At 64.1% G+C, this 26772-nt stretch carries 28 protein-coding genes; 10 read left to right on the plus strand and 18 right to left on the minus strand.

Going from position 1 to position 26772, the window contains the following annotated elements; genetic code table 11:
- The first annotated feature begins 9 nt into the window (after positions 1-9).
- The gene (locus MAFF_RS18655) at positions 10-1014 is read left to right on the plus strand and encodes a cytochrome d ubiquinol oxidase subunit II (RefSeq protein ID WP_010912502.1); all 1005 of its coding nucleotides are present in this window, start codon (positions 10-12) and stop codon (positions 1012-1014) included.
- Between the two features lie 30 nt (positions 1015-1044).
- Here the strand turns inward: MAFF_RS18655 and MAFF_RS18660 are convergent, their stop codons facing one another.
- Positions 1045-3633, minus strand: coding sequence for an ATP-binding protein (locus MAFF_RS18660; RefSeq protein WP_010912503.1), 2589 nt, complete (start codon positions 3631-3633; stop codon positions 1045-1047).
- Positions 3634-3879: 246 nt separating this feature from the next.
- Between MAFF_RS18660 and MAFF_RS18665 the strand changes: the two genes are divergently transcribed.
- Both MAFF_RS18665 and MAFF_RS18670 read left to right on the plus strand, forming a co-directional pair.
- Positions 3880-4152: a DUF4242 domain-containing protein gene (locus tag MAFF_RS18665; RefSeq protein ID WP_032932362.1), complete on the plus strand. Its 273-nt coding sequence runs from the start codon at positions 3880-3882 to the stop codon at positions 4150-4152.
- Positions 4153-4492: 340 nt separating this feature from the next.
- Positions 4493-4996 carry a hypothetical protein gene (locus MAFF_RS18670; protein ID WP_010912505.1) on the plus strand — a complete coding sequence of 168 codons (504 nt, stop codon included), beginning with the start codon at positions 4493-4495 and terminating at the stop codon, positions 4994-4996.
- Positions 4997-5232: 236 nt separating this feature from the next.
- Here MAFF_RS18670 and msrA read toward each other — a convergent pair whose 3' ends face one another.
- From msrA to MAFF_RS18695, 5 genes are all read right to left on the minus strand, one after another.
- Positions 5233-5961 (minus strand): peptide-methionine (S)-S-oxide reductase MsrA, encoded by a 729-nt coding sequence (gene msrA / locus MAFF_RS18675; RefSeq protein WP_080511884.1) that lies wholly within the window; start codon positions 5959-5961, stop codon positions 5233-5235.
- Between the two features lie 253 nt (positions 5962-6214).
- Positions 6215-6556, minus strand: coding sequence for a hypothetical protein (locus tag MAFF_RS18680; protein WP_010912507.1), 342 nt, complete (start codon positions 6554-6556; stop codon positions 6215-6217).
- A gap of 86 nt (positions 6557-6642) precedes the next feature.
- Positions 6643-7341 carry a DUF1223 domain-containing protein gene (locus tag MAFF_RS18685; RefSeq protein WP_032932366.1) on the minus strand — a complete coding sequence of 233 codons (699 nt, stop codon included), beginning with the start codon at positions 7339-7341 and terminating at the stop codon, positions 6643-6645.
- A gap of 163 nt (positions 7342-7504) precedes the next feature.
- Positions 7505-7831 carry a hypothetical protein gene (locus MAFF_RS18690; protein ID WP_010912509.1) on the minus strand — a complete coding sequence of 109 codons (327 nt, stop codon included), beginning with the start codon at positions 7829-7831 and terminating at the stop codon, positions 7505-7507.
- A gap of 128 nt (positions 7832-7959) precedes the next feature.
- Positions 7960-9039 (minus strand): TadE/TadG family type IV pilus assembly protein, encoded by a 1080-nt coding sequence (locus MAFF_RS18695; RefSeq protein ID WP_044548531.1) that lies wholly within the window; start codon positions 9037-9039, stop codon positions 7960-7962.
- Positions 9040-9247: 208 nt separating this feature from the next.
- On the opposite strand from MAFF_RS18695, the gene lepA reads away from it, so the two are divergent.
- A complete protein-coding gene (gene lepA / locus MAFF_RS18700; RefSeq protein WP_010912511.1) occupies positions 9248-11053 on the plus strand; it encodes a translation elongation factor 4 in 1806 nt (601 codons plus the stop codon).
- Between the two features lie 201 nt (positions 11054-11254).
- Here lepA and MAFF_RS18705 read toward each other — a convergent pair whose 3' ends face one another.
- Both MAFF_RS18705 and MAFF_RS39130 read right to left on the minus strand, forming a co-directional pair.
- Positions 11255-11998, minus strand: a complete 744-nt coding sequence (locus MAFF_RS18705) for a hypothetical protein (protein WP_044548533.1) — start codon at positions 11996-11998, stop codon at positions 11255-11257.
- Positions 11995-12522, minus strand: coding sequence for a hypothetical protein (locus tag MAFF_RS39130; RefSeq protein WP_157866012.1), 528 nt, complete (start codon positions 12520-12522; stop codon positions 11995-11997). Before MAFF_RS39130 ends, MAFF_RS18705 begins: the two co-directional genes overlap by 4 nt.
- Positions 12523-12697: 175 nt before the next feature.
- Here MAFF_RS39130 and MAFF_RS39775 point away from each other — a divergent pair, with 175 nt between their 5' ends.
- Entirely contained in the window at positions 12698-13210 is a 513-nt protein-coding gene (locus MAFF_RS39775) for a hypothetical protein (RefSeq protein WP_010912512.1), read from the plus strand.
- Positions 13211-13387: 177 nt separating this feature from the next.
- Here MAFF_RS39775 and MAFF_RS18715 read toward each other — a convergent pair whose 3' ends face one another.
- From MAFF_RS18715 to MAFF_RS18725, 3 genes are all read right to left on the minus strand, one after another.
- Positions 13388-15028, minus strand: coding sequence for an ABC transporter substrate-binding protein (locus tag MAFF_RS18715; RefSeq protein WP_044548535.1), 1641 nt, complete (start codon positions 15026-15028; stop codon positions 13388-13390).
- Between the two features lie 494 nt (positions 15029-15522).
- Positions 15523-16026: a protein-export chaperone SecB gene (gene secB, locus MAFF_RS18720; protein WP_010912514.1), complete on the minus strand. Its 504-nt coding sequence runs from the start codon at positions 16024-16026 to the stop codon at positions 15523-15525.
- Positions 16027-16363: 337 nt separating this feature from the next.
- A complete protein-coding gene (locus tag MAFF_RS18725; RefSeq protein ID WP_010912515.1) occupies positions 16364-16861 on the minus strand; it encodes an FxsA family protein in 498 nt (165 codons plus the stop codon).
- A gap of 205 nt (positions 16862-17066) precedes the next feature.
- Here MAFF_RS18725 and MAFF_RS18730 point away from each other — a divergent pair, with 205 nt between their 5' ends.
- The 4 genes from MAFF_RS18730 to MAFF_RS18745 all read left to right on the plus strand — a co-directional run bounded on the left by MAFF_RS18730 (position 17067) and on the right by MAFF_RS18745 (position 19910).
- Positions 17067-17774, plus strand: a complete 708-nt coding sequence (locus tag MAFF_RS18730; RefSeq protein ID WP_044548537.1) for a Tim44/TimA family putative adaptor protein — start codon at positions 17067-17069, stop codon at positions 17772-17774.
- A 126-nt stretch (positions 17775-17900) separates the two neighbouring features.
- Positions 17901-19001: a murein transglycosylase A gene (gene mltA, locus MAFF_RS18735; protein ID WP_010912517.1), complete on the plus strand. Its 1101-nt coding sequence runs from the start codon at positions 17901-17903 to the stop codon at positions 18999-19001.
- Positions 18998-19528: a Smr/MutS family protein gene (locus MAFF_RS18740; protein ID WP_010912518.1), complete on the plus strand. Its 531-nt coding sequence runs from the start codon at positions 18998-19000 to the stop codon at positions 19526-19528. Before mltA ends, MAFF_RS18740 begins: the two co-directional genes overlap by 4 nt.
- A gap of 13 nt (positions 19529-19541) precedes the next feature.
- Positions 19542-19910, plus strand: a complete 369-nt coding sequence (locus MAFF_RS18745; protein ID WP_010912519.1) for a helix-turn-helix domain-containing protein — start codon at positions 19542-19544, stop codon at positions 19908-19910.
- An 85-nt stretch (positions 19911-19995) separates the two neighbouring features.
- Here MAFF_RS18745 and MAFF_RS18750 read toward each other — a convergent pair whose 3' ends face one another.
- The 4 genes from MAFF_RS18750 to MAFF_RS18765 all read right to left on the minus strand — a co-directional run bounded on the left by MAFF_RS18750 (position 19996) and on the right by MAFF_RS18765 (position 23319).
- Positions 19996-20247 (minus strand): hypothetical protein, encoded by a 252-nt coding sequence (locus tag MAFF_RS18750; protein WP_010912520.1) that lies wholly within the window; start codon positions 20245-20247, stop codon positions 19996-19998.
- A 349-nt stretch (positions 20248-20596) separates the two neighbouring features.
- Positions 20597-21211: a transglutaminase-like cysteine peptidase gene (locus MAFF_RS18755; protein WP_010912521.1), complete on the minus strand. Its 615-nt coding sequence runs from the start codon at positions 21209-21211 to the stop codon at positions 20597-20599.
- A gap of 159 nt (positions 21212-21370) precedes the next feature.
- Positions 21371-22648, minus strand: a complete 1278-nt coding sequence (locus MAFF_RS18760; protein ID WP_010912523.1) for a polyhydroxyalkanoate depolymerase — start codon at positions 22646-22648, stop codon at positions 21371-21373.
- Positions 22649-22950: 302 nt separating this feature from the next.
- On the minus strand, positions 22951-23319 hold the full coding sequence (locus MAFF_RS18765) for a septal ring lytic transglycosylase RlpA family protein (protein ID WP_010912524.1): 369 nt from the start codon (positions 23317-23319) through the stop codon (positions 22951-22953).
- Between the two features lie 309 nt (positions 23320-23628).
- Here MAFF_RS18765 and MAFF_RS40055 point away from each other — a divergent pair, with 309 nt between their 5' ends.
- Positions 23629-23805 carry a hypothetical protein gene (locus MAFF_RS40055; RefSeq protein WP_010912525.1) on the plus strand — a complete coding sequence of 59 codons (177 nt, stop codon included), beginning with the start codon at positions 23629-23631 and terminating at the stop codon, positions 23803-23805.
- Between the two features lie 201 nt (positions 23806-24006).
- Here the strand turns inward: MAFF_RS40055 and MAFF_RS18770 are convergent, their stop codons facing one another.
- The 3 genes from MAFF_RS18770 to ssuD are packed head-to-tail and all read right to left on the minus strand — an operon-like array spanning position 24007 to position 26742.
- Complete coding sequence (locus tag MAFF_RS18770; RefSeq protein WP_010912526.1) at positions 24007-24804, minus strand: ATP-binding cassette domain-containing protein; 798 nt, start codon at positions 24802-24804, stop codon at positions 24007-24009.
- Between the two features lie 7 nt (positions 24805-24811).
- Positions 24812-25588, minus strand: coding sequence for an ABC transporter permease subunit (locus tag MAFF_RS18775; protein WP_010912527.1), 777 nt, complete (start codon positions 25586-25588; stop codon positions 24812-24814).
- Positions 25585-26742 carry an FMNH2-dependent alkanesulfonate monooxygenase gene (gene ssuD, locus MAFF_RS18780; protein WP_010912528.1) on the minus strand — a complete coding sequence of 386 codons (1158 nt, stop codon included), beginning with the start codon at positions 26740-26742 and terminating at the stop codon, positions 25585-25587. Before ssuD ends, MAFF_RS18775 begins: the two co-directional genes overlap by 4 nt.
- Positions 26743-26772 lie beyond the last annotated feature (30 nt).

Genomic DNA, 26772 nt, shown 5'->3' on the forward strand with positions numbered 1-26772 from the left:
AGAAGAAAAATGACCTTCGACTGGCCAACCGCTCTGCCGCTGATCTTCGCCGGCCTGATGGGCCTGGCCATCCTGATCTATGTCATTCTCGACGGCTTCGATCTCGGCATCGGCATCCTGTTCGCCTTGGCCGAGGACAGCGAACAGGACACGATGATCGCGGCGATCGGTCCGTTCTGGGACGCCAACGAGACCTGGCTGGTGCTGGCCGTCGGCCTGCTGCTGGTGGCGTTCCCGATGGCGCATGGCGTCATCCTCAGCGCGCTGTACATTCCCGTCTTCGTGCTTTTGGTCGGGCTGATCCTGCGCGGCGTCGCCTTCGATTTTCGCGCCAAGGTGCCGAGCGGCAAAAAGCATCGCTGGAACCGCATTTTCTTCCTGGGTTCCGTCATCGCCTCGCTGGCGCAGGGCTATATGCTGGGCGTCTATGTGCTTGGCCTCGATGTCGGCCTGGGCGGCAAGGCCTTCGGCGTTCTGGTGGCGTTCTGCCTGGCCGCCGCCTATGCGGCGATGGGCGCCGCCTGGGTGATCTACAAGACCGAGGGCGAGCTGCAGAAGAAGGCGGTGCGCTGGCTGCGCACCGCGCTGGTGCTGACGGCGCTCGGCATGGCGGCGGTGTCGCTGGCGACACCTTTCGCCAGCCCGCGCATCTTCGACAAATGGTTCGTCTGGCCGCAGATGCTCTATCTTTCGCCGCTGCCGATCCTGTCGGCGCTGTTGTTCCTGTGGCTGTGGCGGCAGACCTTCCATCTGCCGAGGCCCGACGACCGCCATGCGCTGACGCCGTTCCTGACGCTGGCCGCCATCTTCGCGCTCGGCTTCGCCGGCCTCGCCTGGTCATTCTACCCGTTCGTCGTGCCCGATAAATTGACGATCTGGCAGGCGGCGTCAGCGACCGAAAGCCTGGCCATCATCCTGGTCGGCACTGTTGTGGTGCTGCCGATCATCATCTTCTATTCCTTCTATGCCTATCGCGTGTTCGGCGGTAAGGCGACGGATCTGACGTATGATTGAGCCGGAGCGGTTCGAACTCGCCCTTTGGCTTCAGATCAGCCCGCTGGCGCGCGCGGCAGCGGAGGCCTCGCCGCGTGAGACGGCATCCAGTTTGCCCAGCACCGCCGAGACGTGGTGATCGACCGTCTTGGGCGAAATGGCGAGATGCTCGGCTATGCGCTTGTTGGAGAGACCCCGCTCGATCAGCTGCAGCACTTCCATCTGGCGCTGGGTCAGGCCGGCGCTGTTGGCGCGCGTGGTGCGGCGTGGTCCACGCGCGATGCGGATGACGCCGTTTCGACGCATGATGTCGCGCACATGGCTCGCGACCGGCCGGGCGCCGAGCTGCTCAAGGACCTCCAGCGCCGCCCGCTGTGCCGCCTCATCGCCCTGCGCGAGCGCCAGGGCGCGTTCGTAAGGCGCGTCGAGTTCGGCCCACGCCGCGGCCGCCGCCCGCCAGTCGCCGGCCAGGAGCATCCGGTAGGGCGCGGCCATGGCGGATGTGTCGCCCGGATCTGCATCGGGTGCCAGCATCTGCCGCCAGCTTGCCAGTTCGGCGAAGACCGCCCGGGTCGGCGACATGCCCTCGGCAAGGTCGATCAGCCGCAGCGCCTCGTCCTTGTCCGCCTCCCCAAGCCAGGCCAGTTCGGCCATCACAGCCGCGTAAGGTAACAGCCGCTGCAGTTCGGCGCCCTTCTCCAGAAACCGCTTCATCTCCGCCAGGAGCGGCTCTGCCGAGGGGTCGCCGCGGCGGACCCTCAGCCGCGACAGCGCTACGAGGGCGGGATAGCGCACCAGCGCCGTCGCCCGGTCGTTGGCAATCACATCCAGCGCCTCGGCAGCCGCGTCATCCCAGAGTCCGTTGCGCACCAACAACTGGGCCCGCACGCCACGCATGTAATCGCGCCAGGTCGCCAGATCGTTCTCGACGCAATAGTCGATGCCGCGATCAAGGAAGGATTGGGCCTGGCTGTAGCCCAACTGGTTCATCTCGCCACAAGCGCAGTTGGTGAAGGCGCGCGCGGCATGTTCCTGAAAATTCTGTTCGAGCGCGATCTCGAGGCTGCGGGCAAGATGCAGCCTGCTGCTGCCGAGGTCCAGCCACTGCTCGGCGGCGCCGACATTGTTGAGAGCATGGCAAACGACTTCCGGCCTGTTCAACCGTTCGGCGAGTTCGATCGCCCTGGCGCCGAGCGACAAAGTCTCGTCCAGCCTTTCAGCCAGCATCGCAAGCTGCGAAAGATTCGAATAGGCCATGGCGAGTTCGGCGCTGGCCGGAACGGTTTCCAGCAATGCGACCGCCTGGGCGCCGAACATGTCTGCTGCCCGTCGGTCCCCCAGAAGATAGGCGAAGCGCGACAGCCATCTGAGGCTGTCGCCTTCCTTCAGCCTGTTGCCAAGCGCCTGTTGCAACTCACGTGCCCGTTCCTGTGCCTTGATGGCTTCGTCTATGCGAGCGATCAAATGGCACTCGAACGCATAGTGCTCGTAAAGGCCGGCGCGCTCATCTTGAGGCAAGGTGTCTGCCTGCCGCAGGGCAACCTCGTAGTAGCCGGCGGCGTCGCGATGGGCGCCGACGCGCGAGGCCTCCCGCGCCGCAATCGGTGCGAACTCACGCACCGCCTGCAGATTGTGCGCCTCGACCGCATGGTGGACGAGGCGCGCAGTGGCGACACCGCCATTCTCGAGCAGCGCCGACAGCGCACGCTGATTGAACAATCTCCTGGAACTCGTCGTCAGCATCATCTCGATGGCGCGGCGCGCGATCTCATGTCGGAAGGCGTAGCCGTCGCCGAGATCGTCGAGCAGGCCGTTCGACACACATTCCGCGAGCTGGCCGGCAGCTGCGACGCCGCACAGGCCCTGCAAGGCCCACGCGTCGGCGCGTCTGGGAAAGACCGAAACTGCATCGAGCATCGAGCGGGCGCCGGCCGACAGCCGTTCGGCCCGTGCGACGACGGCGTCGCGCACGCTGGCAGGTGGCGTCATCTCATTGTCCGCGCACAAAAGCTCGGTGACGAAGAAAGCATTGCCCGCCGTCGCGCGGTAGATGGCATCGCCATCACGGCCGGCGGCATTGGCAAGCAAAAGCACCGCCGCCTCGCTCAGCAGCGGCACATCGATGCGCACGACGTTGCCGGCGGGAATTTCGCCGAGCGCGCGGCGCACGCGCATCTGCCCTTCGCTGCGGTCGGTGCGCGCCGTCAGAGCGAGCAGGATGTGGGTGTTGGCGATGCGGCGCCCGAGGAAGCGAACGAAATCCAGTGTCGCGTCGTCGGCCCAGTGCAGGTCCTCGATTACCAGGAGCGTTGGCTGGGTCCTTGCCTCGAAGACTCCCAGCGCGTCGGAAAACAGCGGCACCCTCTGCCCCTGCCGCGCGTCGATCGCCTGCGGCATGGCCCATTGCGCCTCGCGGGCAAGATCGTAGAGCGGGCCAAGCGGATCGGGGATCGACAAATCCTCGCAGGCGCTGCGGAAGATGCGCGTGCCATCGGCAACTCCGCCGACGAAAGCCTCGACAAGCGCCGACTTGCCGGCGCCTGCCTCGCCCGATAGCGCCACCACGCGGCCGCGTCCATTCGCGGCCTCTGCGAGAAGCTCATCCAGCTGCGCCAGCTGTGTCTGCCGTTCCAGAAGCATCATCATACGCCCAGAAAGGATTGTGTTTTCGGCGGTTCCCTCGACGCCCGCCAGAAACGTCGAGGACCATGACCGACAATGTGACCCTCCACACATTTCGGTGCGACCTCACACATAACGTCGCCACTATAGGGAATCTTCCCACAAAACATAGGGAAAGGCTCCGATGCGCGTCCATGGCGAGCGTGGTCAATGTCCAGGCGCGCTCAAATCGAGCGTGAAAACCGTGGAAAAGGGAAAACCAATATGCCTCGCTATGTGGTTGAACGCACATTTCCCGATGGCCTCAGCGTGCCGATGAACGATGTCGGCGCCGAAGCGCTTGGCGGCGTCATCATGCGCAACGCCGAGAAGGGCGTGACCTGGGTGCAGTCCTTCGTCTCGCCGGACAAGAAGCAGAGCTTCTGCATTTATGATGCGCCCTCGCCGGAAGCGATCCGCAGCACTGCCCAGAAAAACGCGCTCCCGGTCGACAAGATCACGGAGGTGCGGGTTCTTGACCCTTACTTTTACCGTTGATCGCGGCAATGCGCATCCAACTGCCCTTCGCGGCGATGGCGGCTTGCCTGACCACTCGTCCGGCGAGGTGTTGGCGGCTTCGAGACCAGTCGCACGAGGCCCGTTACTGGGCCGGCTTTTCCGGGGGCTTGCCGCCTTGCTGTTCGCACCATTGCGCTCGAGCAGGCGCAGATTGCCACCGCAGGACGATTATCTGAGACGCGACATCGGCTTGCCGGAGCTCGTGGAGCTGCCGCAATACTGGGACTTCACCCGGTCAGACAGATGATGCGCCCAGCCCAGGCCCGACTTCGCGGCGGGGCGGCTGTCCCCGCGCGCAATCAACAAACCAGGAGAGAAAATGAACATTCATCTGTGGACCAGGCACCTCATCAACCTGTCGATCCTGTCGATCGCGGCATCGGCGGCGAATGCCAATGACGCGGGCAGGCTGGATGAGAAGGTGCGGGCAGCCGACAGCCGTTTCGAGAATGTGGCGACGGCCACTGCCGAAGGCTATGCACCCATCCCTTGCGCCAGTGGACTCACCGGCGGCGCCATGGGCATTCACTATGTCAACGCTGCCTATCTGAAGGACGATGCGGTCGATCTCGCGAAGCCGGAAGCCGTCATGTACGAGCCGATGGCGGACGGTACGCGAAAGCTGGTGGCGGTCGAGTATATCACCTCGAAAGGGCCGGCTTCGCTGGAGGGACAGCTGTTCAACTTCAACAGCGCGCCCAACCGGTATGGCCTGGGGCCCTTCTATGAGCTGCATGTCTGGGCCTGGAAGAAAAACCCGACAGGCACCTTCGCCGACATGAACCCCGACGTGTCGTGCGACGCGATGAAGATGGGCGACTGAGCGGAGCGTGCCGGCATGACGGCCACGCTCTTTCCTCGAATTGCTTCATCTGCGGACCGTGACGATCCCGAGCCCACCCACACCGGATCAAGAGCCAATCGGCATCAGTCCATATTCCGGCTGGGGCGGGTGGAATGCCGGTTGGTTCCAGCAGCGCGGGGAGCTTTGGCTCCCCGCGCATTTCCCCTGGTTCCATGCTGTGCCCGAAAACGCTGCAAGCCATTGGGTGGTATGGATCAATTGCTCGCCGACAGCACCAGCACCGGCTTCTCGCTGTACAGCGCCGGGAACAGCTGCTTCAGGTTCGCCACCTTGGGCAGGTCGTTATAGACGATGTAGGGATAGGTCGGGTTCAGCGTCAGAAAGTCCTGGTGGTAGTTCTCGGCCGGGTAGAAGGTCTTGCCGGTCTCGATCGTGGTAACGATCGGCGCCGGGTAGAGCTTGGCCTTGTCAAGCTGGTCGATATAGCTCTGCGCGATCTGCTTTTGCGTGTCGTTCTCGGCGAAGATCGTCGAGCGGTACTGGGTGCCGGAATCCGGTCCCTGGAAATTCAGCTGCGTCGGATTGTGGGCGACCGAGAAATAGACCTGCAGCAGCTGGCCGTAGGTCACCTTGGACGGATCGTAGGTGATCTCGACGGATTCGGCGTGGCCGGTGCGGCCGGTGCCGACAGTCTCGTAGACGGCGTCATCCTTGGCGCCGCCAGTATAGCCGGAGACGGCCTTGCTGACGCCCTTGACGTGCTGGAACACGCCCTGCACGCCCCAGAAGCAGCCGCCGGCGAAGATCGCCGTCTCGCTGCCCGGGGCCGCCTTCTCGTCCATTGCCGGCGGCGGGATCACCACCGCGTCCTCGGCCGAGCGCGCCGGGGTCTGCCAGAATGCGGCCGCCGCCACCGCCGCGAAACCGAGCACGGCCAGCGCGCCGCGGGTAAAGAACGGCCGTGTCTTTTCGATACCGGTCATGTTCTGATCTCCTGTTGTTGTTCCAATATATACGACGCAAGCCGCCAAGAGCTTCTCAATTTGCCGTGCGGCGGCTCCCCCTCATCCGGCCCTCCGGGCCACCTTCTCCCCCGAGGGGGAGAAGAAAAGTTGGCGCCGGCCTGACGATCTCCTCTCCCAGCGGGAGGTGCGAAGGACGGGCGAGACAAGCGGCTCGCCCCAGAACGGTCGGCCGAGCGAAGCGGAGGCTGGGTGAGGGGCCGTGCAGCCTGGCTTACTGCGCCGGCTTCATCGCATCCGTCGCTGGCTTCATCGCGTCGGTGGCCGGCTTCATGGCATCCGCCGCAGGTTTCATGGCGTCAGCGGCAGGTTTCATCGCGTCCGTTGCAGGCTTCATCGCATTGGTGGCCATCGGGTCGGCGGGCTTCATCGCGTCGGTCGCGGGCTTCATGGCATCCGCCGGCTTCATCGCATCCGTCGCCGGCTTCATGGCGTCGGTGGCCATCGCATTGGCCGGCTTCATCGCGTTGGTCGCGTCGTCGGCACGGGCGCCGGCGACGAAAACGGCGGCCGAAAGCGCGAAGGCGAGCGCCGGCAGGGTCAGGTACTTGGTCACTAGGAGTCTCCTTGGGTTTGGCGCGCGCAAGCGGGCCGGGTGATGCGTTGCCGCTGCATGCGGCCCCGCGCGAAGAGAAAGAAAAATCAGTTGGTGGCGGCGGCCAGGATCGGTCCGCCGCCCGGCGATTGCACCAGCACGGCGGTGCTCAAGCCGCTCGCGGCGGCGGGCAGCGCATAGGAAGTGGCGTCGCCGGTCCAGCTGCCGAGTTTTTCCAGCGCGTGCACGACATTGGCGTGCGGCAGCGTGCGGCCGGTGTTTTCGCCGCGCGCCACCGGCACCTGCACGACGCCCTTGGCATAGCGCACCAGCCAGACATCGGCCTTGCCGCCCGGTGCAGCACCTGCGCCGATCGCGACCTTGCCGCCCTCGAGCGACAGCGAGGGGCCGCCGGTCTTGCCGGTTGCCGAAATCAGCTGCTCGATCTCGCCGGGTGCGGCGCCGACGACATCGGCATGGCCGTTGACCACGACTTGCGGCGTGAACGGCCCGTCATGGCCGAGCGGCGGCTCGTAGGAAACCTGGCGCTGGGTGAATTCCTGCCTGCCGAAAGTGTCCTTCCAGCCGAGATAGTCCCAGTAGGTGACGTTGAAGGACAGCGCCAGCACGCCGGGCTGGTCCTTGACCTTGATGAGATTGGCATTGGCCGGCGGGCAGGACGAGCAGCCCTGGCTGGTGAACAGCTCGACGACGCTGAGCGGCTGCGCGGCGGCGGCACCGAGCGAGGCGGCGAGCGCCAGCGCCCCCAGGCTGGACAGGGCAATGAACTTTGAGGCTCTCGGCATCGGCTGGCTCCGTGTGGGACGGCGCTCAGATGCGCCGGTCATTCCCCCACTTCGCTGCCATTTGCCGCTTCGTTACAGCGCTCACCGGTTTGTGATAAAGGCTGAAGTTCGGCGACACCTTCTCCCACAAGGGGAGAAGGAAGAAGCGCCATGGCCGCCAGGCCTACGCGCGCGGGCCAAACCGCCACAGCGAGGTATAGTGCATGATCGGCCGCTCAAACCTTGCGCCCTCGGCGACAAATCGCTTTCCCGCGTCCAGCATGGGCTGGAAGGTGTCGAGCTGCCTGGCGTGCTCCAGCGTGTCCCAGACACTGGTGTTGATCAACGACAGTGTCGCCTCGTCGGCGCCGGCGTAGAAGGTGAGCAGCCCTGGCATGGCCTCGATGCCGGGCCGAAGATCTGCCTCGGCCTCCAGCATCATCTCCCGCAACAGTGCGAACTTCGTGGCATCGCAGCGCAAGATGGACACACGCAGCACGGAATCAGGCATCGGCTTTTTCTCCAGGAGTTGACGTGCCCCACGCTAGGCCACGCCGACCCGGACCGCCAATACCGTGCCCAATCAAGATTGAGTGCGCATTGAGGGCGCGCCATCACCGCCAAGGATCAGCAGTATCCCTACTGCGTCAGCGCTGTGTCTGAGGGCCGCTTGTTGTAGTCGCATTTGCCGGTGACGCTGTAGAAAAAGTCGGCATTTGAGGACGGAGTCGGCACCGTTGTGCCGCCGTCTTCCCAGGCTTGATAGCTGGTGACGCCACAAGGCACGATGCCGAAGATGTCGACCTTCGTCCCGGTCGCGGTCTCGACCAGGGAGTTCGCGTCCACCCCGCTATAGAGTCGGTTGGAGGTGCTCGCATCGTCCGACTTGAGGTATTGCGGGTTGCCCGATGGCACGTACATCTGCAGAGAGAGGCCACCCATCTGGCTGACATCGATCGCTGCGCCAGCGCCGTTGGCCGGATACATGGTGTTGACGCAGGTTGTCGAATATTTCCTGGACCCACTGGTCTGGAGGATCGCATCGGCGGGCAAACCGGTGAAAGTGGTCACGCTGGCGGTGGCGCAAACTTGCGACTGGACGAGCGTCTTGATGTCTGCGCCACCATTGTTGGTGATCGTATACACGTTCGTGGTGCCGTACCCCTTCGGATCCCCGAAGCCGTTATAGGTATACTCGATGGACATCAGCGGCTTGGCCGCCGTCGCTCCGAATTGGGTGCCATAGAGCGTCATCGTCTTGTTCCACCAGCCCGACACCTTGGCGATCTTGAAGGTCGCATTGACCAGCGCCGGCGGCTTGCTGACCGCCGAAGCGACGGCAATCGGCACGGAGTCGATCCTGGCGATCTTCATGAAAATGGTCGGCATGGAGAAACTTGCCGAGGCCTGACCGGTGGCGGGGGTGGTGGTGGTACCAGCCACAAAACTGTTCAGCGTGGCGGTGCCCAGGCCACCATTGGCGATGAAGGAATCCTGCAGCGCCGTCTGGCGCTGCGCCAGCGTCGAGGTGGTGTCCATGGTGGTGATCGACAGCAGCGCGGCATCCAGCGCCTGCTGCTGGTTGGACCGGGTCTGGATCGCGCTGGTATAGTCGACCGAGAAGCCGACCGCGGATATAATCGGCACCAGCATGAGAAAAAACAGCGGCATCATCGACCCGCTGCGGGAACGGGCGAAGCCGCCTGCAATTCTCAACATTCCTTTACCCCCAACGAACATTAGTCTCCGTGCAGATACCACGTGCCGGCAAAGCAAGGTCTAAGGATATCGATCAAAGTTTAAGCATCTCTGTCCGCCAGGCCGGTATTGTCGATTTTTTGGCGCCGCTCATCGCTTTGTGATCGACGGCGCCGCCCTTGCGCCGCAAGCCTTGCCGCCGCAGGCCGCCCCTGCTAAAGCGCGCGACATGAGCACGCCCCTCGACCATATCAGAAATTTCTCCATCGTCGCCCATATCGACCATGGCAAATCCACGCTCGCCGACCGCCTGATCCAGTCCACCGGCGGGCTGGAGCTGCGCGACATGAAGGAGCAGGTGCTGGACTCGATGGACATCGAGCGCGAGCGCGGCATCACCATCAAGGCGCAGACCGTGCGGCTGAAATACCGCGCCAACAATGGCGAGGACTATATCCTCAACCTCATCGACACGCCCGGACACGTCGACTTCGCCTATGAAGTGTCGCGTTCGCTGGCCGCCTGCGAGGGCTCGCTGCTGGTCGTCGACGCCTCGCAGGGCGTCGAGGCGCAGACGCTCGCCAATGTCTACCAGGCCATCGACAACAACCACGAGATCGTCGTGGTGCTGAACAAGGTCGACCTGCCGGCCGCCGAGCCCGAGCGCATCCGCGAGCAGGTCGAGGAGGTGATCGGCATCGACGCTTCCGGCGCCGTGCTGATCTCGGCCAAGACCGGCCTTGGCATTCCGGATGTCTTGGAGGCCATCGTCCACCAATTGCCGCCGCCGCGCGAGGGCGATGCGACAGCGCCGCTGAAGGCGATGCTGGTCGACAGCTGGTACGACGCCTATCTCGGCGTCATCGTGCTGGTGCGCATCATCGACGGCGTGCTGAAGAAGGGCCAGACCATCCGCATGATGGGCACCGGCGCCAAATACCTGGTCGAGCGCACCGGCGTGTTCACGCCCGCCCGCATCAATGTCGACGAGCTCGGCCCCGGCGAGTTCGGCTTCTTCACCGGCTCGATCAAGGAAGTCGCCGACACGCGCGTCGGCGACACCATCACCGAGGACAAGCGCCCCACCGCGCAGGCGCTGCCCGGCTTCAAGCCGGCGCAGCCGGTGGTGTTCTGCGGCCTGTTCCCGGTCGACGCCGCCGATTTCGAGGATCTGCGCGCCGCCGTCGGCAAGCTGCGCCTCAACGACGCGTCCTTCTCCTATGAGATGGAAACCAGTGCTGCGCTCGGCTTCGGCTACCGCTGCGGCTTCCTCGGCTTGCTTCATCTGGAGATCATCCAGGAGCGGCTGGAGCGCGAGTTCAACCTCGACCTGATCGCCACCGCGCCGTCCGTCGTCTACCGGCTGCTGCTCAATGACGGCTCGGTGAAGGAACTCCACAACCCGGCCGACATGCCCGACGTGGTGAAGATCTCCGCCATCGAGGAACCATGGATCCGCGCCACCATCCTCACCCCCGACGACTATCTCGGCGGCATCCTGAAGCTTTGCCAGGACCGGCGCGGCATCCAGGCCGACCTGTCCTATGTGGGAAAACGCGCCATGCTGACCTACGATCTGCCGCTCAACGAAGTCGTCTTCGACTTCTACGACCGGCTGAAGTCGATCTCCAAGGGCTACGCCTCGTTCGACTATCACCTGACCGACTACCGCGAGGGCGATCTGGTGAAGATGTCGATCCTGGTCAATGAGGAACCGGTCGACGCGCTGTCCATGCTGGTGCACCGCACGGCGGCGGAGAAGCGCGGCCGGCAGATGTGCGAGAAGTTGAAGGAGTTGATCCCGCACCACCTCTTCAAGATCCCGATCCAGGCCGCCATCGGCGGCAAGGTCATCGCCCGCGAAACCATCTCCGCCCTGCGCAAGGACGTGACCGCCAAATGCTACGGCGGCGACGTCTCGCGCAAACGCAAGCTGCTGGACAAGCAGAAAGAAGGCAAGAAGCGGATGCGCCAGTTCGGGAAGGTCGATATCCCGCAGGAGGCGTTTATCCAGGCGCTTAAGATGGGGGATTGAGGAGCCGGTTGGCGCGCGGAGCGCGCCAAGTCATCGATCCAGTGGATCGATGACAGGCTTCGAAAGCGGGGGAGCTGCCGGAGGCAGCGGGCCCCCCCGCCAGCGCGGCGGTGGAATGTACGAGCGCTTCCTTGAGCGCACTCTTCTGTTGGCCTCCATAGGCGTTGTTAGTGGCTGGCGCCCATGTGCTCGGGCATCCTTTTAATGTTGGATGCGGTGCTGAAAAATATCGTCAACTCGTCCCACCGGGATCATTTGCGCCAGCGACTGTAGGAAACCTATGTCGGCGGTATTCCACTTTGCGGCCTTGTCATAGACCAAATAGTGCGATGGACCGTCATCTCTACGGCCAACATCCATGTGCGCTGCTGCCTTGGCGTTTATCGAACTAGGGTGCGGGTTCACATGATCGAACAGGATTCGATCGCGTTCAACTCCGACCTGAAAATCGAAGTGATAGATACGATTGCTGGCGCCGGCAACCTCCACTTCCCTTGCGATATTACGGCGTCCAAATGTCACGATGAGAGAGTCGTAAAGCAACTCTATGAGCTTTACGCCGACCTCGTTGGAATATTTTTCCAGTGCGTAACGCGCTGCAATCGACGCGGTATTGGCTACTAGTGAGACCAATGTTGGAACATGGGCGACGTCAATCGCGGGCGACGTGATTTGGTTTCCCTCAAGCCGCAAGCCGTTCTGCTTACAGAAAGGGCCAAGCCAACGAGCAACGTCAGGGACCTTGATACCGTGAGCTTCCACAGTCTGAGCCGTCGCGCCTCTATCCGATACGACGCAGAGGTCCACACCGCCTGAGACATAAACCGTCACAGATCCATTAGAAGGGTACAGACACCCGGTTGCGACGGCGATCTCGTTGTCAACGAGAAACGTCTTAAAACAATTCTGGTCGACCAGAGCTTTTAGAGCCTCAATCTTGCTCATAGCAATCGTCCACGCGATGGGCGGTCAACGAAGACACCGTTGTGAAAGATGATGTTGACACTCTGACAAAACCAAAACAGCGCTGACTGGTAAGACATTATAGCAGGGTCAAGCGGCCGAGCGTAGGAAAGTTCCTTGGGTAGCGCACTTGCCTCACAAAAGCAGGCGTTGTCAGGCCAAGCATGGCAGTGCGGTCCATAAATCCTGCTATGAAACTCTGAAAAATCCCCTACCGGGTTATCATGAAATTTCTCAGGTGGATCGAAATCCAACCTCGCAATGCAAGGAGGCACATTCAACGTGATGGTAAAACCATTATTGCTGCTCATAGGAAAGGACATAATGTCCAGTGACGCCCTCACAGGAATCCCATCAATTGCTAGGAGGTATTTCAGACGGCATTCTCCGGTATGGGGGTCGCAAGACCAGCCATTGGTTCCTTCAACCGTCTTTGTAGCAGCAAGAAACTCTGCCACCGTCTCGGCAGCGTGTTTGTCTGATTTGATGTCTAGCCATTGGGTCATCGATTCCCCCAAGCTGGGATAAGACCGCCAAAACAACGAGAGAATCAACAGATACTTTTGCCATGTACGTCCCTCTAAGCTTAGCAATCTTGATCTGATCAAGATCGGCACAAACGAAAGTCTTTCAGGTCTCCCAACACCGGCGTATGCTCCCCCCAGCTTGGGGACCCACCACATGCGCACCACCTCGGACACCGTCGCCTCTCTCGGCCTCGCCATCGGCGGCGCCTTCGGGCTCGCCGGCACCTTCGTCGCCAGCGCGCCGCTGCGCGAAACGCTCTGGACGATCGACGGCGTGGCGCTCGTCGTCGCCACTGCGCTGCTCACCATGAAATACCAGCGGCTGGGCAACGACTGCGTCGCGGCGGGCTTCCTGACCTTCCTGGCCGGCGAGAGCCTGCTGCTGGCCGGCAATGCGGCGGGGTTGGAGGCCAGCGTGCCTTCCTATGTCGGCGGCATTTCGCTGTGGGCGGCGGGGTTGGTCATGGTCAGCGCGCGGAACACGTTCGCGCTGTGGATGCGGCTTACCGCGCTCGTGGCCGCCGTGCTGTTTGTCGTCTCGGCCGGCATGATCCTGTGGGGCGCGCCCTTGCTGCCGACCTCGGCGCCGCTGCCGGCGGCCGGCTATCCGTTCCTGGTGCTGACGTTTATCGGGTGGATCTGGACGCTGGTGAGGGAGGGGCGGTGAGGGGGTGCGCGCCTTTCCTTCCCCCCTTGTGGGGGAAGGTGGATCGGCGCGCCCGCGCCCCCGGCCCTTCGCAGGCTCAGGGCGTTCGAGGCTCGGAAAGCCAAGCAGTTGGCTTTCCGTCCGCTGACGCGGACCGCCCCTCACCCCACAAGGGGAGAAGGTAAGAAGCGCCGCGCCTCAGCTTTCGATCCAAACCTTCTCAAAGTGCTGCTCCAGTGCCTGGTGCTGTTCGCAGCCCTCGACGCCCTTGCGGTAGGTCCGATACACCGAGCGCCAGTAGGGTTGGATGATGATGCCGCTGTCGCGCAAATTCTTCTCGATGCCGGCCATGATCTCCTTGCGCGCCTTGGCGTCGGGCGTCGCCAGCGCCTTGTCGAGCAGGTCGTCGAACTCCTTGCTGGCATAGGCGCTTTCGTTCCAGGCGGCGCCCGATTTATACGCCAGCGCCAGCACCTGGACGCCGAGCGAGCGGCCGAGCCATTCGGTGCAGGAGAAGGGATATTTGCTCCAGTCGTTCCAGAAGGTGGCGGCGGGCAGCACGGTGCGCTTGATCTTGAGGCCGGCCTCGCGCATCTGCGCTGATATCGCGTCGCCGGTGCTCTTCTGCCATTCGACGTCGACCGAGATCAGCTCATATTCATGGTCCGGCTTGGCGGAGGCGGCGAGCAGGTTCTTGGCTTCCTCCACGTCGCGCTTGGCTGGGCCGATATCGGCATATTCGGGGTGCATGGGGCCGACATGGTGGTTGTCGGCGGGCTTGCCGCGGCCTCCGAGGCCGAGCGCGAGCACGGCGGCATTGTCGACGGCGAGCTGGGCGGCACGGCGGACCTTGACGTCGTCATAGGGCGCATTGCCGATGTTGAAGCGGGCGACGATGGTCGAGCCGGTGGCGATCTCGGAATTTTTAAGCCCCATCTTGTCGGTCTGCGAGACGGCGTCGGAGGCGGTTTCGTGGTCAGTGTCGATCTCGCCGGATTCGAAGGCCGACAGCATGGCGTTGGGGTCGGAGCCGTAGTCGATCCACTGGATGCCATCCAGATGGAATTCGCCCTTCCACCAGGGCTTGTCCTTGCGCTTCACCTGCGCGCCCGTCTCGGCGTCCCATTTCACCAGTTCGCAGGGGCCGGTGGTGATGGCCAGCGCCTTCATGGGGTCGCCGTCGCCGGCATAGGAGCGGTGCATGATCAGCGCGGGATAGTCGGCCATGCCGGCGATCAGCGAAATGTCGGGCTTCGGCAGGTTGAGCTTGATCGTGTAGTCGTCGACCTTCTCGATGCCGCCATCGACCGCCTTCTTGGTGTCGGCATTGACCAGCGCGCCCATGCGCGCGGCGACCGAATTGCCGGCCACGCCGGCCTCGCACCAGCGGGTGAGGTTGTGGACGACATCGTCGGCGTTGAAGGCGTCGCCGTTCGACCAGGTGACGCCTTTGCGCACATGCAGCGTCAGCGTCTTGGCGTCATCGCTCATCTCCCATTTTTCCAGCAGCCAGGGCTCGAAGGAAAAATCGGTGTTCCAGCGCACCAGATATTCGTTGCAGTGGCGGGCGACGTTGGACATTTCGACGCCGTCGAAGGTGCGTGGGTCCTTGAAACCCTTGACGTTCATGGCGACGCGCAAGGTGCCGCCCTTCTTCGGCTCGGCCGCGCGGGCCGGGGTCGGGGCGAGGCCGCCGAGCGCAAACGCGCCGGCGGCGCTGACGCCGAGGCCGGCCATCAGCGCCAGATATTCGCGGCGGCTGATGGCGCCGGTTTTGAAATCCTCGGCGACGGGCTTGGCCCGCGGGTGCAGTTTGCGGTCGGTCAGCATGAATTTCATCGTCGTTCCCTCTTTTGTTGGTGCAGGCCGCCCAAAAGCGCTTTGGGACATGCACGGAATCAGACTCGTCCCGGCGAATCGCCTACGCGAGGGGCGGCTGCGACCGCCGGGACGCCTCTGCCTGAGGCGGCGATGATAGGGCGGGGTGACGTTGCGGAGTGTTCTGGAATCCGCAGGAGTTGTGCGCTGCTCCGCAGGGGGGTGAGCGCCTCCGGCCTCGTCATCCTAGGGCGTAGCAAGGAGCGAAGCGACGCGGCGCAGACCCTAGGATCCATGCCGGGACTCCAAAGCGTCGCCACGGTCCAGAATTCTGCTCCGCCGCACCCGTCGGCACGGTCGCGGCAGGGATCCCTTGGGCTGCGGGGCAGCTCCAGGGGTCTCCGCGACGCCGCTGCGCGGCTGCTACGCCCTAGGATGACGAAGGGAGGGGCGGTGCCCTAATAAAAAGCCCGGCGCGAGGCCGGGCTTTTCAGCGAAATCCTGTAGGCCGAGCCTTAGCTCACCTTGACCTTCGACGCGGCCTGGTCCTCGGCGATCTTCTGCTGGAACATCTGCGCGAAATCGATCGGGTCGAGCATCAGCGGCGGGAAGCCGCCATTGCGGGTCGCCTCGGCGATGATCTGGCGGGCGAAGGGAAACAGAAGCCGCGGGCATTCGATGAAAAGGATCGGCAGCATGTGCTCCTGCGGGAAGCCGGAGATGGCGAAGACGCCGCCATAGACCAGCTCGACATTGAACAGCACTTCCTGGTCGAAGGAGGCCTTGGCGTTCAGCGTCAAATTGACGTCGAACTGCTTGTCGGACAGCGGGTTGGCGTTGACATTGACGTTGATGGCGATGCCGGGCGCCTTGTCGCGGCCGCGCAGCGAGTTCGGCGCGCCGGGGCTTTCGAAGGACAGGTCCTTCACATACTGGGCGAGCACGTTGAGCGACGGCTGCGCTCCCGTGTTGCCGTTTCCGTTGGCTGCGCCGACCGGCGCGTCATCATTGCTGGCCATGAGCCTTATATCCTTTTCCCCTGGGCAGCCTTGCTGACCGAATTGAAATCGGGCGTTCGCTACCATGGTCGGCATGACAAGACAAGGTTTGCCGCCTTGGGGCTCCTCACCTCGTCATCCCAGGGCGAAGCAGCCGCGCAGCGGCGTCGCGGAGACCCTGGGATCCATGCCGTGACCTTGGCCGAAGAATGCGGCGGCTCAGTACATGGCGGCGCGGCAGGGGTGAATATCCTCCACCGCAGCGTCGTTCAGAGGTCGCGGCATGGATCCTGGGGTCTGCGCGCGTCGCTTCGCTCCTTGCTCCGCCCCAGGATGACGAAGCGTCGGATGGGCCGCCTCAATCGTCCTTCAGCCGCCGCCACGGCGAATTGTGATCCGGGCCGCGCTTGAAATCATCCTCGCGCGAATAGTCGCCGTCGTCGAGGTCGATGACCTTGTCGCGCGACCGGCGAAAACCGCCTGTCGAAAAATCGGTGGCGACGACGATGCGGCCCTTGAACCGGCGCCAGGCCAGGTCGCGCACCGGCGGCAGGAACAAGAGCAGGCCGATAATGTCCGTGATGAAGCCGGGGATGATCAGAAGGATCGCGGCGACCACGATCATGGCGCCGTGGGCGAGATGGCGGCTGGGATCATGGCCGGCATCCATCTCGGCGCGCACCCGCGCCATGACGCCGAAACCCTGGTGTCTCAGCAGCAGCACGCCGGCGATGCTCGACGCCAGCACCAGGCCGACCGTCGCCAGCGCGCCGACCTCACGGCCGACGATGACGAAACCGGCGATTTCCAGCAGCGGCAAAGCGAGAAGAAACAGGGGAAGCAGCGAAATGCGCAAGTCTTGCCAACCTTCCGGTCGTTTCGATTGTTTTGGCCCTGGCGGCCAATCGCCGCTGGCACTGAGGCCGTTAGATAGGTATGCCTGCCTTTGATTTGAATGATTGCGCCTTGCGTTCTATATGCTTTGAATGTTGAACGCTATGCGACCGCGGCCTGTTGGCCGGATGGTCCGGCCTCGAGGCAGGGATTGATTGGCGGAAGATATGGGCTTCTTCGACTTCGGCACGATTTTCTTCCTGATCGCGGCGGTGGTGATCTTCTTCCAGCTGCGCAACGTGCTGGGCCGTCGGACCGGGAGCGAGCGGCCGCCCTTCGATCCCTACTCGGCGGCGCGCACCGACAAGGACGCCACGCAGAAACCCGAAAATGTCGTTTCGCTGCCGCGCAAGCGACTGCCGGGCGAGCCGGCGCCGGCCGACGCCTATACGGCGATCGACGCCTTCGCCAAGCCCGACACCGATCTCAACAAGGGCCTGCGCGCGATCAAGGACAATGACCCGTCCTTCGATCCGAAGGGTTTCGTCGACGGCGCCAAGATGGCCTATGAGATGATCGTCATGGCCTATGCCGATGGCGACCGCAAAACGCTGAAGAACCTGCTGTCGCGCGAAGTGTTCGATGGCTTCGTCGCGGCAATCGGCGAGCGCGAGGCGAAGTCGGAAAAGATCCAGTCCTCCTTCGTCGGCATCGACAAGGCCGATATCGTCTCGGCCGAGATGAAGGGCGGCGAGGCGCATGTCACGCTGCGCATCATCAGCGAGCTGATTTCGGCGACGCGCGACAAGGCCGGCACGGTGATCGACGGCGATCCGGAAACCGTGGCCGAGGTCAAGGATGTCTGGACCTTCGCCCGCGACACGCGCTCGCGCGATCCGAACTGGAAGCTCATCGCCACCGAAGAAGAAGACTGAGCCCCGATGCATGTCGCCCAAAAGTGCGAAGCGGTTTTGGGACAGCGACTTGCATCAAAATCAAAACCCGAAGCGCGTCGCATGACTCTCTTCAAACACGACGCGCTTTAAAGCGACGGGGCTCCGGTGTCGCTATCGCCTCTCTTCATCGAAAAATCCTTTGACGATCTGCCCGGCTGGGGCGATGACGATCCTCTGCCGGCCTTCGCCGCGTTTCGGCGCTGCGCCTTCCATGTGCCGGTAAAACCCTATCGCAGCGGCGCGCTCGGTGTCGATTTCGGCGCCTTCACGGTGGCCTACGCCGAAGCGCGCACTGCGGCGCCCGCCAGCCGGCCGGAAGCCCGCACCTTCTTCGAGCGCCATTTTGTCCCCATGCTGGTCCGGCCCGAGAGCGGCGCCGGCCTCGTCACCGGCTTCTACGAGCCGCAGGTCGAGGCCTCGCCGGTGCGCACGGAGCGCTTTGTCGTGCCGCTGCTGTCGCGGCCGGCCGATCTCGTCGATGTCGACGACGCCAACCGGCCCGACGGGATGGATCCTTACCTGGCCTTCGCGCGCCGGACGGCGGATGGACTGGCCGAATATTTCGACCGTGGCGCTATCGAGCGCGGCGCGCTTGAAGGCCAGGGGCTGGAGATCGCCTGGCTGGCCGACAAGGTCGACGCCTTCTTCATCCATGTGCAAGGCGCCGCACGGCTCGCCATGACCGATGGCCGGCTGCGCCGCGTCACCTATGCGGCCAAGTCCGGCCAGCGTTTCACCGGACCCGGCAAGGTGCTGAGCGAGCTCGGCGAGATCCCGCTGGCGCAGGTGACGATGCAGTCGATCCGCGCCTGGTTCAAGGCGCATCCGCAGCGCATCGACGAGATCCTGTGGCAGAACCGCTCCTACATCTTCTTCCGCGAGGCCGATGTCGAGGACGCCGCGCTCGGCCCGATCGCCGCCGCCAAGGTGCCGCTGACGCCGGGCCGCTCGGTCGCCGTCGACCGGCTGCTGCACACATTCGGCACGCCTTTCTACATCGACGCCCCGACGCTGACCGCTTTCGAGAAAAGACCGTTCCGCCGGCTGATGATCGCGCAGGACACCGGCTCGGCCATCACCGGGCCGGCGCGCGGCGATCTCTTCGCCGGTTCGGGCGATGCCGCCGGCGAGATCGCCGGCGTCGTGCGCAACGCCGCCGACTTCTATGCGCTGGTGCCGCGCGCGCTGGCCAGGGGCGCCAAATGAGCAAGCGTCCGGACCGGCTGAGCGAAGACGACCGGGTGCTGTGGAACCTGGTGGCGCGCACGGCCAAGCCGCTCAAGGGCAGGGCCTCGGTCGACATTCCCGAAATGGCCATCGAGGCCAAGCCGACGGCGCCGCAACCGGCCCAGCCCGCCGCCAATGCGCCGGGAGCGGCAAAGCCGAAGGTGCAGCATGTCACGCACCGGCTCGACGAGCCGACGCTGGACAAACTGTCGAAGGGCCGGCTGCCGATCGAAGGCCGCGTCGACCTGCACGGCATGACGCAGGACGAGGCCTATTCACTGCTGTTCTCGTTCCTGCACCGGGCGCATGCCGGCGGCGTCCGCTATGTGCTTGTCATCACCGGCAAGGGGTCGTCCTCCGGCGGCGACGGCGTGCTGCGGCGCGCCGTGCCCGCCTGGCTGTCGACGCCGGCCTTCCGGCCGCTGGTCTCCAGCCACGACCATGCCGCCCGCAACCATGGCGGCGCGGGCGCGCTCTATATCAGGCTGCGGCGGGCACGCTCATGAGGATCGGAGGCGCATGACGCCGTTCGGTGAGAGGCTGCGGGCGCTGCGGCACGAGCGCGGCGTCAGCCAGAAGGACATGGCGGCGGCGATCGGTGTCAGCGCCGCCTATCTGTCGGCGCTCGAGCATGGCAGGCGCGGCGCGCCGACCTGGACGCTGATCCAGAAGATCATCGGCTATTTCAACATCATCTGGGACGATGCCGAGGAGCTGGCGCGGCTGGCAGAAGCTTCACACCCGCGTGTAAAACTCGATACGTCGGGCCTCAATCCCGCCGCCACCGAACTCGCCAATCTCCTGGCCGAGAACATCGAGAAGCTCGACGAAGCGGAGCTGCGCCGCATCACCGCATCGATCCGCGCCGCGCTTGGCCGGCTGAAGTAGCTGGGTTTACCGGGGTTTCGCGACGGTCTGCCGGAGCGCAACACAGTCCCCGCCGGCAAAACGCCGGCGGGCAGCTGTGGCGGGATCAGGGCTTGCCGGCCGTGCTGCCATTGGGGTTGCCGCCCTTGGTGCCCGGGTTGCCTTTGTCGTGGTGGTCACGGCCATTGCCGCCGCCGCCCAGGCAGTCCGACGCGCCGGCAGTGCCGCAACAGCGGCCGGCCCAGAGATCATTGAGGTTGGTGTGGACGCAGCTGACCGTCTGGTCGGCCATTGCGGATCCGCCCAGGGCCGACACGGCAGCGAAGGCGAGGAGGGTGTTACGCAGAAAAGCAGTCATTTGAAGTCTCCATGGTTGGGTTTTCGTCGTTCACGGCTGTCTGTCGCCGGGTGGACGGAAACGGTTCACGGAGAGGCGCGGAAATTTTTCGGAGAGTCTCAAAGGGCACGGTGCCTCGAAGGCAGTGCAGCCGCTGCAGAGTTCTAAGAGATTGGCGGAAGCCTCCTCGCCTTCGTCATCCACGGGCGGAGCGGGAGCGAAGCGGACGCGTAGACCCCTGGAGCTGCTCCGCAGCCCAAGGGATCCATGCCGCGACCCGCGAGCGCGGCAGCGGTGCAGAATCTGACGATGGCAGCATGAATGAAGACGGCCGGCGCCTGCTACTGCGCAGTTGCGGCAGCCGCAGTCCCTACTCCACCGACCCGACCAGCACCTGCTGGCCGCCGCGGATGGAGACCCAGCGGCCGGTGTTGTCGATCGCTTGCCGCTTGAGGAAGCGGTAGCCGGTCTGGTCCCAGGCCTTGACCTTGTCAGTCAGATTGTCGAGCACGTAGTCGCCCTTGTCGGTGCGCACCGTCAGCACGGAATGGCCTTCGCCATCGGTCTTGCGCACCACGGTGATGAGCAGGTCGGCCAGCGAGATGCCCATGTGGGACAGCCGGCGGCGCTTTTCCAGCACGTAGTCCTCGCAATCGCCGACGCCCTTGTCGGGATAGGCCCAGACCTCGTCCTTGCCGTAGATGTCCATGTCGCTCATCGGCTTGACGGCGGCGTTGACCCTGGCGGAGACGCCGGCAAGCTTGCGCATCAGCCCATTGGTCATTTTTGCCGGCGCCAGATTGCTCGGACGGATCGAGCATTCGCCGGGGTGCAGCTTGCAGAAATCATAGTGGCCGATCGGCTGCGAGGTGATGCCCCCGGTCGCCATCGCTCCGGCCGCCATTGCCGGCCAGCTTCCCGTGGCTGCCAGACCGGCCGCAGCCACGCACAAACGCAGCCTTCTCGCCATTGTTGAGGAATTCATTGTCCCCGCTCACCCTGTTGTTAACGAAACGTTAAGGGCGATTGACAGTCCGTGTCAATTACGACGACGGACTGATTTGCAGCATGGTTACCCGCGGGGGAGGGGCAGCCTCTATTGTGCAACAGAATCGGCCCTGCTGCCGATCTGTCCCGGAACGGCTTACCGTTTGGCGGTGCGGACCAGTTTCGGCTTCACAGCGACGCGGTTCTGACGGCCATAGCTGGTGATGAAGTCGACGATGCGCGGCACGATCTCGGAGCGGAAGCGCGAGCCGTTGAAGACGCCGTAATGGCCGACCGCCGGCTGCATGTAATGCGCCTTCTTGTCGGCCGGAATGTTGATGCACAGATCCTGCGCCGCCTTGGTCTGGCCAAGGCCGGAAATATCGTCGTTCTCGCCTTCGACCGTGAACAAGGCGACGTTGCGGATAGCTGATGTATCGATGGCGGCGCCGCGATGCTTCATCTCGCCCTTGGGCAAGGCATGGCGCACGAAGACGGTGTCGACGGTCTGCAGGTAGAACTCCGCCGTCAGATCCATGACGGCCATATATTCGTCGTAGAAGTCGCGGTGCTTCTCGGCATTGTCACCGTCATTCTTCACAAGGTGCATGAAGAAGTCCTTGTGGGCGATGATGTGGCGGTCGAGGTTCATGCTCATGAAGCCGGACAGCTGCAGGAAGCCCGGATAGACCTCGCGGCCGAAGCCGGGCACCGGCCAGGGCGCGCGCATGACGACATTGTCGCGGAACCAGTCGATGCCCTTTTCCTCGGCCAGGAGATTGACCGCGGTCGGGTTGCGGCGCGTGTCGATCGGGCCGCCCATCAGGGTCATGGTCGAGGGCACGAAGGGGTCGCCCTTCGCCTCCATCAGCGCCACCGCCGCCAGGACCGGCACGGAAGGCTGGCACACGGCCATCACATGGGTGTCGGGCCCCAGCGCGTGGAACATCTCGATGATATAGTCGATATAATCGTCGAGATCGAAGCTGCCGTCCACCAGCGGCACCATGCGGGCGTCGACCCAGTCGGTGATGTGGACATCGGCGTAGGGCAGCATGGCTTCCACCGTGCCGCGCAGCAGCGTCGCATAGTGGCCCGACATCGGCGCCACGATCAGCAGTTTCGGATCCGGCTTGCGGCCGGCGGGCATGGCGCGCTCGAAGCGGACGAGATTGCAGAACGGCTTCGACCAGACGGTCTTTTCGGTGACCTCGACGCTCTTCCAGTCGACGACGGTCTTGTCGAGGCCGAAGGCGGGCTTGCCGTAGCGGCGCGTGGTGCGTTCGAACAGTTCGGCACCCGCCGCGACCGAACGGCCCCAGTGCGTGTGCGCGATCGGATTGAGCGGGTTGGAATAGAACATCCGCACCGCATCGGCATAGAGCCGGGCCGGCTGCAACGCTGCATGGTTCAATTCGTAGAGCTGGTAGAACATCGACAACCCCGCTGCTGCTGCGACCGAAGGGACGACGAGCAGCGCCGAGCCTCAAATGTCTCGTGGCGAGGTTAACAACTAATTGCTGCGATGCAATACGTCACGTGGCGTGACGAATGGTTCTTTCGTTCAAGGCTTTGGAAATCGGGCTTGAACGGCCGAGCCGGCTCAATGTGCAGTGCCGAAATGTGTAGGAAATGTGTCCGCTGCTGGGACACCAGACCATGATCCCGAAAAGTGGTTCCGGTTTTTCCTTCGCTGACCTGCGGTTCGGCAGAGATCATGGTCCAGGGAAAATAATATCAAACCCGCGCCATGCAGACCGAGGTATGGCCGGAACCGATGAAGCCGAGCTGGCCGGCGGCGCCCTTCGACAGGTCGAGCACGCGACCCCGGATGAACGGGCCGCGATCGTTGATGCGCACGATGACGCTGCGGCCATTGTTCTGGTTGGTGACCCGCAATTTGGTGCCGAACGGCAGCGTGCGGTGGGCGGCGGTCAACGCCGACGGGTTCATGCGCTCGCCCGATGCGGTGCGCGAGTGCAGTGCGTACCAGGAAGCACGGCCACACTGGCCAGCGGCGGCGGTTGCCGAAGTGGCGGAAGCGCCGACCATCAGGCCAGCAGCGATCGTTACCGCGACAAGCGCGGTCTGGTTTAGGGTCTTCATATTTGACGGGTGGCTCCGTTTTTGACAGACCCCAGCCGTTAGGTGCCGAATAAGGCAGGAAATGCGGCAAGCATCTGTCCGTTCCGTGGCGAGATCACACGTTTGGAGTCAGAAGGTAACAGTCTGTCAGGGATTTTCCGGCGCGATTTGATTCATTTTCGATGATATTCGAGCCGATATACGAGCTCGCTTTGACAAGATATCGGATTAATATCCAAGTAGAATCTGGCGTGATTGGGTGCCTTCCTTTGGCTCTTTCATCACGGTCATGGCGCCGCGAACGATCGACTTCAAAAGTGAGATCCGTCAATGAGACTGACAAAAAATCTGCTGGCCTTGATTGTGCTGGCTGTCGGCGCGGTGTGGGCGCTGCAAGGCATCGGCGTGATCGGCGGCAGCTTCATGACCGGCCAGTCGCAATGGCTTTACATCGGCCTCGTCGCCATGCTGCTCGGCCTGGCCGGGCTGGTATGGGCGAACCGGTAGGGGGCTTCGAGGGTCGACAGGGTTGGCTCCCTTCCTCTCCCTCCGGGGGGAGAGGTGGCGCTGCGAAGCAGCGACGGAGTGGGGGAAGGCGCTCGTCAATCACACTGTCGCCGCAAGATAGGCACCGCCCGACGTGCAAGAGAACAGTCGGTCCATTCTGTTATCTATCCGGTTCAGACGGAATGCCTTGCCCCGACAGCCCTAGCCGAACAGCCGGTCCAGGATCGTGCCTTCGAGGCGGGCGAGCTCGGCGGAGCCGCGCCGGCGCGGCCGGGCCACCGGCACCTCCAGGTCGAGCGCGATCCTGCCGGCGCTGATCACCACCACCCGGTCGGCAAGCGTGACCGCCTCGGCGACATCATGCGTGACCAGAACGGCGGTGAATTTCTGGGCGAGCCAGATGCGCTCCAGCAATTGCTGCATCTCGATGCGGGTGAGCGCGTCGAGCGCGCCGAGCGGCTCGTCGAGCGCCAGGATCTGCGGGTGGCCGACCAGGGCGCGGGCCAGCGCCACGCGCTGCTTCTGGCCGCCTGACAGCACAGAGGGCCATTCGTCGGCGCGGTCGGCGAGGCCAACCTCGCCCAGAATGTCGAGCGCGCGCTGCCTTGCGTCCTGGCCGGCGGCGATGCCGGTCAGCCCGATTTCGACATTTTTCACCACGCTGGCCCAAGGCAGCAGGCGCGGCTCCTGGAACATGAAGCGCGTGCGGCTGTGGCCCTCTTCCTCGGCGCCCAGCGTCAGCGATCCCGATGTCGGCCGGTCGAGCCCGGCCAGCAGCCTGAGCAGCGTGCTCTTGCCGCAGCCGCTCTTGCCGATGACGGCGACGAACTGCCCGGCCGGCACGTCAAGGTCGATGCCGTCGAGCACGATCTTGTCGCCGAAGCGCTTTTCCACACCCTTGAAGGCGAAGGCGCGGCGGCCTTCGACAGAAATCGCCGGGCGCGTCGGCACTGGTGCTGCGACAAAGGAACGGACGGAAGTCAGGCTGGCGGCCGGCATCGGAACCTCATCCGTTCTGGAAAGCGGGATGCCAGCCGAGCGACAGCCGCTCGAGCAGGCGGGCGAGGCTGTCGGCGAGCTTGCCGAGCAGCGCATAGATCAGGATCGACAGCACGACGACATCGATCAGCAGGAATTCGCGCGCCTGCATGGCCATGTAGCCGAGGCCGGAACTGGCCGAGATGGTCTCGGCGACGATCAGCGTCAGCCACATGATGCCCAAGGCATAGCGCAGGCCGACGAAGATCGCCGGCAGCGCACCTGGCAGGATGACGCGGAAGAACAGGGCGCGCCGGTCCATGCCGTAGACGCGGCCCATCTCGACCAGCTGCGGATCGACGCTCTGTATGCCGAGCAGCGTGTTGACGTAGATCGGAAAGAACACGCCGAGCGCCACCAGGAACAGTTTTGCTTCCTCGTCGATGCCGAACCACAGGATGACGAGCGGGATCAGCGCCAGATGCGGGATGTTGCGGACCATCTGCAGCGTGGTGTCGGTCAGGCCGCGGCTGAGCCGCGACAGCCCGTTGGCGAGGCCGAGCGCGAAGCCGATCGAGCCGCCTATGCCAAAGCCGGCGAGCGCGCGCGCCGTCGAAACGCCGATGTTGCGGATCAGCTCCCCCGACAGCGTCAGCCGCCAGAACGCCTCGGCGACGGCGCTTGGCGCCGGCAGCACATTGGCCGGCACAAGGCCCGCGCGCGATGCGGCTTCCCAGCCGGCGATCACCAGCACCGGCAGCACCCAGCCGATGGCGTTTGCGTGGAGGCGCGCGGAGAAGCTCATGAGGAGGCCTGCAGGCGGGCGGCGCCGTGGAAGCCGACCGAGAATTCGTTGGCGATGTCGCGATGCGCCTGCTGCCGCCTGGTGCCGAGCCCGAGGCGCGGGAACAAAAGCTCGGCGACGCGGTAGGCTTCCTCGAGATGCGGGTAGCCGGAGCCGATGATGGTGTCGATGCCGATCGCCTGGTATTCGCGGATGCGCTCCGTGACCTGCTCCGGCGTGCCGACCAGCGCGGTGCCGGCGCCGCCGCGCACCAGGCCGACGCCGGCCCACAGATTGGGCGAAACGACAAGCCTGTCGCGACGGCCGCCATGCAGCTCGGCCATGCGGCGCTGGCCGACCGAATCCATCTGGTTGAGGAAGCGCGCCTGCGCATTCTCGATCTGGGCGTCGGTGACATGGCTGATCAGCCGATCGGCGGCGCGCCAGGCCTCGTCCTCGGTTTCGCGCACGATGAAATGCAGCCGGATGCCGAAGCGCAGTTTCCTGCCGCGCAACGCCGCTTTTTTGCGCGCCGAAGCGAGCTTTTCGGCCACCAGCGCCGGCGGCTCGCCCCAGGTCAGGTACATGTCGACGAGGTCGGCGGCGAGATCCTGCCCGGCGTCGGATGATCCGCCGAAATAGAGCGGCGGCCGCTCTTGGCTCGGCAAAAGGTCGAGGCGGCCATTTTCGACGCGATAATATTTGCCGTCGAAATTGACGCGCTCGCCCGAGACCAGGCCGCGCCAGATGGTCAGGAATTCATGCGCCTGGGCATAGCGTTCGTCATGCGGCAGGAAGACGCCGTCGCCGGCGAGCTCGGTCGGATTGCCGCCGACCACGACATTGAGCAGCAGGCGGCCATTGCTCAGCCGGTCGAGTGCCGCGGTCTGCCGCGCGGCGAAGGTCGGCAGCGTCACGCCGGGCCGCAGCGCCACCAGGAATTTGAGTTTTTCGGTCAGCGTCGCAAGGCCCGTCGCGGTGATCCAGGAATCCTCGCAATTCTGCCCGGTCGGCAGCAGCACGCCGGGGAAGCCGAGCCGGTCGACCGCCTGCGCGATCTGCTTGAAATAACCGAACTCCGGCGGCCGCTGCTGCTCCTCGGAACCGAGATAGGAGCCGTCGCCATGCGTCGGGATGAACCAGAAGAAATCGAGCGGGCTGGGTGGAGAGGTCATGTCTGACGCTGTCACGTGCGGATCTCCCTG

It is taken from the genome of Mesorhizobium japonicum MAFF 303099 (genome assembly GCF_000009625.1).
In the GTDB taxonomy this organism is placed as follows: Bacteria; Pseudomonadota; Alphaproteobacteria; order Rhizobiales; family Rhizobiaceae; genus Mesorhizobium; species Mesorhizobium japonicum.